Consider the following 8,387-nt stretch of genomic DNA (forward strand, 5'->3'; position numbering starts at 1 on the left):
GATGTCCGCGGGCGCGCCCCGCGCCCCGCCCGTCAGGCGGACGGGCCGCGCCGGTGCCCCCCGGAAGGAGGGACGCCGGCACGGCCCGCGCCGTGATCCGTGCCGATCAGCGGCAGTACGGAACGTGGTTGAGGTTCTTCACCCAGCGGGCCGAGACCCAACCGCTGCGGGTGTCGAGCTTGTACCAGTAGGGGTTGCCGTGGACGAGCTGGCGCTTCACCTTGCAGCGCAGCTTGATCTTGGCGCCGTAGGGGTAGGCGCCGAGCTTGCGGGCCTTCACCGAGGGGTAGGCGCGGATGTTGACGCCCGACTTGGCGACGACCTTGCCCCATGCGGCGTGACGGGCGTGGTCCATCATGGGCGCCTCGGCCGCGCCGCCCTTGCCGTCCAGCGGCTCGGCGGCAACGGCGGGGGCGACGCCGAGCAGGCTCGTGGCCAGCGCGCCCGCCGCCAGGCCGGCGGCGATCTTCCGGTTCAGCTGCATCGCTGATGTCTCCTAGTGAGGGTGGGAGAAAACGACGTTCCGGGAGGAGGGTCGTGTCGAGACGACGCCGGCCCGCACCCCGTGACATCGACGATGCGTGTTGACGGGTCGTCAGGCGCGGTGCCATTCCGGGCGTTCACTCGATATGGGCACACTCGTCGCATACGGCGGGGCGTACGCCCCCGGCGCGTTTGTGACGGACGGTCGGGATATCCTCACCCCACGCGAACCGGAACCGACGCGGCGACGAGGGGGCGCGCGCCGGCGCGCAAGGGGGGAACAGTGGCCATGGGCCGCAGGAAGTGGGGCTTGCTGCTGCTTGCCGTCGCCCTGACGGCGACCGGCGGACTGCTGTACGCCACGGGTGTCGTCGGACCCCGCGACGAGTACTACTGGGGCGCCTGGAAGGAGAAGTCCGGGCCGGTTGTCCTCAGCGACAAGCGGTTCGTCGGGCGTTCGGCCGAGCAGGGGCCCGCGCCGGCGGCCGATCGCCCGGAGGGCTGGTGCTCGGTCACCGCCTGGACGAAGAAGATCGATTTTCTCGACGGCCCGACGACGGTCCGCCAGGAGGTGCGCGCGGACTACGGTGCTCTCCCGTCCGGCGGCGGTGCCCGCAGGGAGTGGGTCGACCGGTATCTGAGCCCGTGGTCGACAAGGTTCCCCGACGGTCTCCCAGGGCTTGTCGGGGAGGAGAGCGCTGTTCTCGCCCTCCCCCGCCAGTGCGACGCCGAGGGGCAGCAGAGGTTTGTGACGCTCAGTGTGACGGCGGTCGGAGAGCGCGGACCGTGGAAGGAGCCCAGGGATCCGTACCGCGACGCCCGGGGGGTCGCCCGTATGGCCGTGGACGTCGCCAACACGGTGATGCGGGGACTGGGATGCGCGCCGGCGCGCCCCTTCGAACTCAAGTCCCCGCTGCAGGGACTCCGAGCGGCGACGGACCACCGCGATCCGCCCGGCTTCGGTGAGAGCCGGGCCTGTCGCATCGAGGGTCTGCGCTTCGCCCAGCGGTACACATCGTCCGACTGGCCCTCGCAGTGGGTGGGAGTGGTCGACCGGGACCTGCACACCTGTGAGCTCTTCCACCCCAAGGCCGCCGAGCCCACGCGGCTGGTGATGGTCGCCCACCCCCGCCTCGTGACGGTCTTCGAGACGATGCCGACCCGCGCGACTGAGCGATGGGCCCTCAGGAAGAGCAGATGCGACGGCAGGCCGACGTACTTCTACCTGCGCGTGGGCGCGGACGGCCCTGTGCCGCGACCGAACGCCGACGCCGCGTTGAGGACCTTCCAGAACGCGGTGCTGGCCAGACTCGGTTGTGCGGCGGACGACTAGCGGACACGGGGAGCAGATGTGAGTGGTGTTCCGGGCCTGCGCGCCGGCGACAACGGGAAAGCCGCCAGGTTGCCGCGCGGCCCCCGCTACCGGGCGGCCGTCCTCGCCCTGGTGGCGGTGCTGACCGGCGCGGGCGTCTCGACGGAGTCGGGCATCCCGGACTACCGGGGGCCGGCCGGGTTGTGGCGGCGCGACCCCGAGGCGGAGAAGCTGGTCACCTACTCGTACTACATGGCGGATCCGGAGATCCGGCGGCGGTCCTGGCTGATGCGCCGGGAGAGCCCCGTCTGGTCCGCCGAGCCCAACGCGGCCCACCGCGCCCTCGTCGACTTCGAGCGCTCCGGCCACCCGCTCCGGGTGATCACACAGAACGTCGACGGGCTGCACCAGGTGGCCGGTCTGCCCGACCGCAAGGTGCTGGAGCTGCACGGCACCACCCGGTACGTGGCGTGCACCGCCTGCGGCGCGAGAGGCCCGATGGCCGCCGCGCTGGAGCGGGTCGCGGCCGGTGAGGCGGACCCGCCGTGCCTGGAGTGCGGCGGCGTCCTGAAGTCGGCGACGGTGATGTTCGGTCAGGCTCTGGACGACCAGGTGCTCGCCCGGGCGGTTGCCATCACCCGGGCGTGTGAGGTGTTCCTCGCGGTCGGCACCAGCCTCCAGGTCCAGCCCGCCGCCTCCCTCGCGGAGATCGCCGCCAGGGCGGGGGCACGTCTGGTGATCGTCAACGCCGAGCCGACGCCGTACGACTCGCTCGCCGACGACGTGGTCCGCGAGCCGATCGGCCGCGCGCTGCCGGCGCTCCTCGCCGATCTGCGCCGCTGAACGGCCCGCGGCGGCCGCTCAGCGGGTCAGCGCGGGGATGACGTCGGAGCCGTAGGCGTCGATGGTCGCCTCCTTCGCGTCGTGCATGTCGTAGACGGCGAACTGGTCGACGCCGAGGTCGCGGAGGTGACGCAGCTTCTCGATGTGGGCCTCGGCGGGGCCGAGGAGGCAGAAGCGGTCGACGATCTCGTCGGGGACGAAGTCGGTGGACGGGTTGTCGGCGCGGCCGTGGTGGCTGTAGTCGTAGCCCTGCCTGCCCTTGATGTACGCGGTGAGGGCGTCGGGCACCAGGTCGGAGTGCTCGCCGTAGCGGGCGACGAGGTCCGCGACGTGGTTGCCCACCATGCCGCCGAACCAGCGACACTGGTCACGGGCGTGGGCGAGCGCGCCGGGTGAGTCGTCGGGCGTCACGTAGGCGGGCGCGGCGACGCAGACCGTCAGCTCGGAGGGGTCGCGTCCGGCTGCCCGCGCGCTGTCGCGGAACGCCGCGATCATCCATTCGGTCAGGTAGGGGTCGGCCAGTTGGAGGATGAAGCCGTCAGCCTTCTGGCCGGCGAGGGCGAGGGCCCTGGGGCCGTAGGCTGCCATCCAGACCGGTAGGCGGCCGTCTCGGACCCAGGGGATGCGGATGGGGGTGCCGTCCACGACGGCCTCGCGGCCTTCGGCCAGGTCGCGGATGGCGTCGATGGCCGCGCCGAGCCGGGCGAGGGTGTTGGGCTTGCGGCCGGCGACGCGCATCGCTGAGTCGCCGCGGCCGATGCCGCAGACCGTGCGGTTGCCGAACATGTCGTTGAGGGTGGCGAAGCTGGAGGCGGTCACCTCCCAGGCGCGGGTCCCCGGGTTGGTCACCATGGTGCCGACACGCAGCTTCGCGGTGTGCTCCAGGATCTGGCTGTGGATGACAAACGGCTCCTGCCACAGGACGGCGGAGTCGAAGGTCCAGCCGTAGCGGAAGCCGTTGCGTTCCGCGCGCCGCATCAGTCCGACGACCTGGGAGGCCGGCGGGTCGGTCTGCAGGACAAGTCCGAAGTCCACGGGACGGCCTCCTAGTCGAGGTACTGGCAGAGGGAGCGGGGGACAAAGGAGCCGTGGCCGGCGCGTCCGACGTACGTACCGTTCTCGATGACCGGCGCGCCCCGTGAGAGGACGGTCTCGACCCGGCCGGTGACCGTCCTCCCCTCGTACACCGAGTAGTCCACGTTCATGTGGTGGGTGGCGGCGGACAGGGTCTGGGTGGCCGTCGGGTCGTAGACGACGACGTCGGCGTCGGCGCCGGGCGCGAGCGTGCCCTTCTTCGGGTGGAGGCCGAACATGCGGGCGGGGGTGGCGCAGGCGATCTCGATCCAGCGGCGGCGGCTGATGTGCCCGTCGACGACGGCCTGGTGGAGCAGGTCCATGCGGTGTTCGACGCCGGGCAGCCCGTTGGGGATCCTGGTGAAGTCGCCCCGGCCGAGTTCCTTCTGGCCTCGGAAGCAGAACGGGCAGTGGTCGGTGGAGACCACCTGGAGGTCGTTGGTCCGCAGGCCCCGCCACAGCGCCGCCTGGTGCTCCCGCGGCCGCAGCGGGGTGCTGCACACGTACTTGGCGCCCTCGAAGCCCGGCTCGGCGAGGTTGTCGGTGGACAGGAACAGGTACTGCGGGCAGGTCTCGCCGAAGACGGGCAGGCCCATGTCGCGGGCGGCGGCCAGTTCCGCGACGGCCTCCCGCGCCGACACGTGCACCACGTACAGCGGTGCGCCGGCGACGCGGGCGAGTTGCACGGCCCGGTGGGTCGCCTCCGCCTCCAGCAGCACCCGGCGGACCTCGCCGTGGTGCCGCGGATCGGTCTCGCCGCGGGCGAGGGCCTGCTCGGCGAGCACGTCGATGGCGATGCCGTTCTCGGCGTGCATCATGACCAACGCGCCGTTGTCGGCGGCGCGTTGCATGGCACGCAGGATCTGCCCGTCGTCGCTGTAGAAGACGCCGGGGTAGGCCATGAACAGCTTGAAGGAGGTGATCCCCTCCCCCACCAGCTGGTCCATCTCCTTGAGGGAGGCCTCGGTGACCTCGGAGAGGATCATGTGGAAGGCGTAGTCCACCGCGCAGCGGCCGGCCGCCTTGGCGTGCCAGGCGTCGAGGCCTTCCCTCAGGGCGTGGCCGCGGCTCTGCACCGCGAAGTCGACGAGGGTGGTGGTGCCGCCCCAGGCGGCGGCCCGGGTGCCGGTCTCGAAGGTGTCGGAGGAGAACGTGCCGCCGAAGGGGAAGTCGAGGTGGGTGTGGACGTCGACGCCGCCGGGGATCACGTACCGGCCGGTGGCGTCGATCACCCGGTCGGCGCCGGCGGCGAGGTCCCTGGCGAGCGTGCTCTGCCTGGTCACCAGGGCGGCGACCCGCTCGTCCTCGATCAGCAGGTCGGCCTCGACCTCCTCGGTGGCGGTGATGACGAGCCCGTTCTGGACGACTGTGCGGCTCAACGTCCGGCTCCCTTCGTGTCCGACGCCGGCACGCCCGGGTGCGGGCGTGCCGGGGCTGCGCCGGGGCGGCCCCTGTGGGGCCTCCTGCGGTGCGAACGACCGTAGAGGCTGTCACCCACGGTGGCAACAGCGTGACCCTCGATGACGGAGGTGTGGCGCGCTCTCACCCGAACGGGCGCGGAGTCGAGCCGTCGGCATGCCGCTGGGCCCGGGGCGGCGTGGGGGCCGGCCCCGGGCCGGACAGCGGCTTCAGCGGCGGCCGGCGGTCCGGAGCAGCGCGTCCTCGAGGACGGCGGCGCCCTCCTCCGCCTCGGCCACGGTGAGTGTCATCGGCGGGGCGATCCGCAGCACGGACCCGTCGAGGCCGCCGCGCCCGACGAGCAGCCCGCCCTCGCGCGCCGCCTCCAGCGCGCGGCTCGCCGCCCGGGCGTCGGTCAGCTCGACGCCGATCATCAGGCCCCGGCCGCGGACGTCGGTCACCCCGTCCAGCCCGGCGGCGATGGCCCGCAGCCGTTCGATGAGCAGGCCGCCGACGCGGCGGGCGTTGCCCTGGAGGTCGTGTTCCAGCAGGTACGCGAGGTTGGCGTTGCCGGCGGCCATGGTGATCGGGCTGCCGCCGAACGTGGAGATGGAGTTGCCGTCCAGGCAGTTCATGATCTCCGCGCGAGCCACCACGCCGCCGATCGACATGCCGTTGCCGATGCCCTTGGCGAAGGTGAGCATGTCGGGCGCGCCGGCGGCGGCGTGCGCCTGCCAGCCCCAGAAGTGGTCACCGGTGCGGCCCCAACCCGTCTGCACCTCGTCGCTGATCCACAGGATGCCCTGCTCGTTCAGCACCTCGCGGAACGCCGCGTACAGGCCGTCGGGCGGCGCGGTGAACCCGCCGACGCCCTGAACGGGTTCGGCGATCAGCGCCGCGACGCCCCGGGCGCTCTGGTTGAGCATGTCCCGAAGGTCGGCCACGCACGCGGCGATGAACGCCGTGTCGTCCAGTTCGGCGAGCGGACCCGCGTCCCGCACCGCGCCGTGCACGTACAGCGTCTGGAGGGCGGAGAGACTGGTGGGCGACCAGGCGCGGTTGCCGGTGACGCCGACCGTGCTGAAGGACCGCCCGTGGTAGCTGTTGCGCATGGCGAGCACCTGGTTGGAGCGCCGGTAGGCGGTGGCCAGGAGCAGGGCGGCGTCGTTGGCCTCGGTGCCGGAGGTGGTGAAGAAGACCCGCGCGTCGGGGATGCCGGACAGTGCGGTGATCCGCTCGGCCAGCTCGATCATGGGCCGGTTGAGGTAGAGCGTGGAGCTGTGGAGGAGGCGTCCGGCCTGCTCGCTGACGGCCTTGGTGACCTCCGGCAGCGCGTGCGCGGTCATGGTGGTGAGGATGCCGCCGAAGAAGTCGAGGTAGCGGCGGCCCTCCCCGTCCCAGACGTGCCGTCCCTCGCCGTGGGTCAGCTCCATCGGCTGGTCGTAGTAGAGGGCCAGCCAGTCCGGCATGACGGCGCGGTGCCGGTCGTGCAGGGCGGCGTGCACGCCGGCGGGTGCGGGGGCGGTGTGCGCGTGCGTGGTGTCGGTCATGGCTGCACCAGGTTTCCGTAGGCGTCGGGGCGGCGGTCGCGGTAGAAGGCCCACTGGGTGCGCACCTCGTCGATCAGGCCGAAGTCGAGGTCGCGGACGAGGAGTTGTTCCTCCTTGTCGTCGGCCGGGTCGCCGACGAGGGCGCCGCGCGGGTCGGCGAAGTAGCTTGTGCCGTAGAAGTCGTTGTCGCCGTACTCCTCGACGCCCACGCGGTTGATGGCGGCGACGAAGTACTGGTTGGCGACGGCCGCCGCGGGCTGCTCCAGCCGCCACAGGTGGTCGGAGAGGCCGCGCGCGGTGGCCGAGGGGTTGTAGACGAGCTGCGCGCCGGCGAGGCCGAGGGCCCGCCAGCCTTCGGGGAAGTGCCGGTCGTAGCAGATGTAGACGCCGACCCGGCCGACGGCGGTGTCGAACACCGGCCAACCCAGGTTCCCCGGGCGGAAGTAGTACTTCTCCCAGAACCCCTTCAGCTGCGGGATGTGGTGCTTGCGGTAGGCGCCGAGGACGCTGCCGTCGGCGTCGATCACCACGGCGGTGTTGTAGTACAGGCCGGGTCCGGCGCTCTCGAAGACCGGGGCGACGACCACCATCGACGTCTCCCGGGCGAGTCGGCTCATGCGGCGCACGGTGGGGCCGTCGGGCACCGGCTCGGCCCACCGGTAGTGCTCGGGATCCTGCACCTGGCAGAAGTAGGGCGCGTTGAAGACCTCCTGGAAGCCGATCACCCGCGCGCCCTGTTCGGCGGCGCGCCGGGCGTGCGCCTCGTGCTTGCTGATCATCGACTCGGTGTCGCCGGTCCACGTCGCCTGGACGAGCGCGGCGCGCACCACCGCGCCGCTGCGGTCGGTGTCTGCCATGAGCTGCTCCTTTGCCGGACGTCGGCCTGGCCCGCGGTCCCGTCGAGGCGACGGCGGCCGGCACGGGGACTTGCGACCGTAAACCTCGTCACGCTCTGTGGCAAGCGAATCGGCGCAACGTCACGTCACCGGTGCGCGCCGGGCGCGAGCCCGGCCGCTCGGCATCCCCGCGCCCCGCCACGGGCCGGGCGCTCCGCGGCTCAGCGCGCGGCTTCCAGCAGCCCGACCACCGCTCTGCGGTGCTGCGCCGAGACGCCCTCGGCGGCGTCGAGCAGGACGGGCGCCAGCGACCGGCGGTCCGTCTCGACGACCTCCACCGCCTCCTCCGGCGTGCGGGCCCGCAGCAGCGCGGTCAGTAAACCGGTCGCCAGGTCGCGCCGCCCGAGGTGGCACAGCGCGAGCGCGACCGCCGCGACCTCCGGCCGCCGTCGCGCCGACGCCTGCCGCAGCAGCGCCGAGCAGTCGCCCGCGCGCCCGGCGGCGGCCAGGGCGGCGGCCGCCTCGGCGAGCGCCGGCGCCGGCAGCGTCGCCAGCTCCCACAGCAGCAGGGAGACGTCGGCGGCCAGCCCCGACCTCTCCAACTCGGCGGCCAGCGGCGGCAGCCACTCCGGCGGCCAGCCCGTCGCCTCGCACAGCAGTACGTAGGAGCCGCCGCCGTCCTGGGCGGCCCTCAGGGCGGCCAGTCGGGCGGCCGTCGCGGTGGCGGCCCGCAGCGCCTCGGGCGGGGGCGCGGCGGCGCGCGGGGGTTCGTCCGCCTCGTAGGCACCGGCAAAACGGGCACCGCGCGGCCGTTCGCCGGCGCGGACGGCGGGCCCGGACGTCGGTGTCGACTGCGATGGGCGCCGTGCGGTGTCCGACACGGCGGTCTCC

General features: G+C 72.9%; 7 protein-coding genes and 1 pseudogene. 2 read left to right on the forward strand and 6 right to left on the reverse strand.

Features of this window, described 5'->3' with window-relative positions; all coding sequences use genetic code 11:
* Positions 1-106: 106 nt before the first annotated feature.
* On the reverse strand, positions 107-484 hold the full coding sequence (locus GL263_RS15935; protein WP_182856384.1) for an SH3 domain-containing protein: 378 nt from the start codon (positions 482-484) through the stop codon (positions 107-109).
* 288 nt (positions 485-772) lie between these two features.
* Between GL263_RS15935 and GL263_RS15940 the strand changes: the two genes are divergently transcribed.
* Both GL263_RS15940 and GL263_RS15945 read left to right on the forward strand, forming a co-directional pair.
* Positions 773-1,816: a hypothetical protein gene (locus GL263_RS15940; protein ID WP_182856385.1), complete on the forward strand. Its 1,044-nt coding sequence runs from the start codon at positions 773-775 to the stop codon at positions 1,814-1,816.
* A gap of 108 nt (positions 1,817-1,924) precedes the next feature.
* A complete protein-coding gene (locus tag GL263_RS15945; RefSeq protein WP_438947964.1) occupies positions 1,925-2,638 on the forward strand; it encodes an SIR2 family NAD-dependent protein deacylase in 714 nt (237 codons plus the stop codon).
* 18 nt (positions 2,639-2,656) lie between these two features.
* Here the strand turns inward: GL263_RS15945 and GL263_RS15950 are convergent, their stop codons facing one another.
* From GL263_RS15950 to GL263_RS15970, 5 genes and pseudogenes are all read right to left on the reverse strand, one after another.
* Entirely contained in the window at positions 2,657-3,673 is a 1,017-nt protein-coding gene (locus GL263_RS15950; RefSeq protein WP_182856386.1) for a TIGR03842 family LLM class F420-dependent oxidoreductase, read from the reverse strand.
* An 11-nt stretch (positions 3,674-3,684) separates the two neighbouring features.
* Positions 3,685-5,091 carry a dihydropyrimidinase gene (gene hydA, locus GL263_RS15955; protein ID WP_182856387.1) on the reverse strand — a complete coding sequence of 469 codons (1,407 nt, stop codon included), beginning with the start codon at positions 5,089-5,091 and terminating at the stop codon, positions 3,685-3,687.
* 249 nt (positions 5,092-5,340) lie between these two features.
* Positions 5,341-6,660 carry an aspartate aminotransferase family protein gene (locus tag GL263_RS15960; protein WP_182856388.1) on the reverse strand — a complete coding sequence of 440 codons (1,320 nt, stop codon included), beginning with the start codon at positions 6,658-6,660 and terminating at the stop codon, positions 5,341-5,343.
* Positions 6,657-7,517 (reverse strand): nitrilase-related carbon-nitrogen hydrolase, encoded by an 861-nt coding sequence (locus GL263_RS15965; protein WP_182856389.1) that lies wholly within the window; start codon positions 7,515-7,517, stop codon positions 6,657-6,659. The genes GL263_RS15960 and GL263_RS15965 overlap by 4 nt, the downstream gene beginning before the upstream one ends.
* A gap of 200 nt (positions 7,518-7,717) precedes the next feature.
* A pseudogene (locus GL263_RS15970) lies at positions 7,718-8,387 on the reverse strand (hypothetical protein); the annotation flags it as partial.

Origin of the sequence: Streptomyces durbertensis, from assembly GCF_014156695.1 — a bacterium.
GTDB classification, from domain to species: Bacteria; Actinomycetota; Actinomycetes; order Streptomycetales; family Streptomycetaceae; genus Streptomyces; species Streptomyces durbertensis.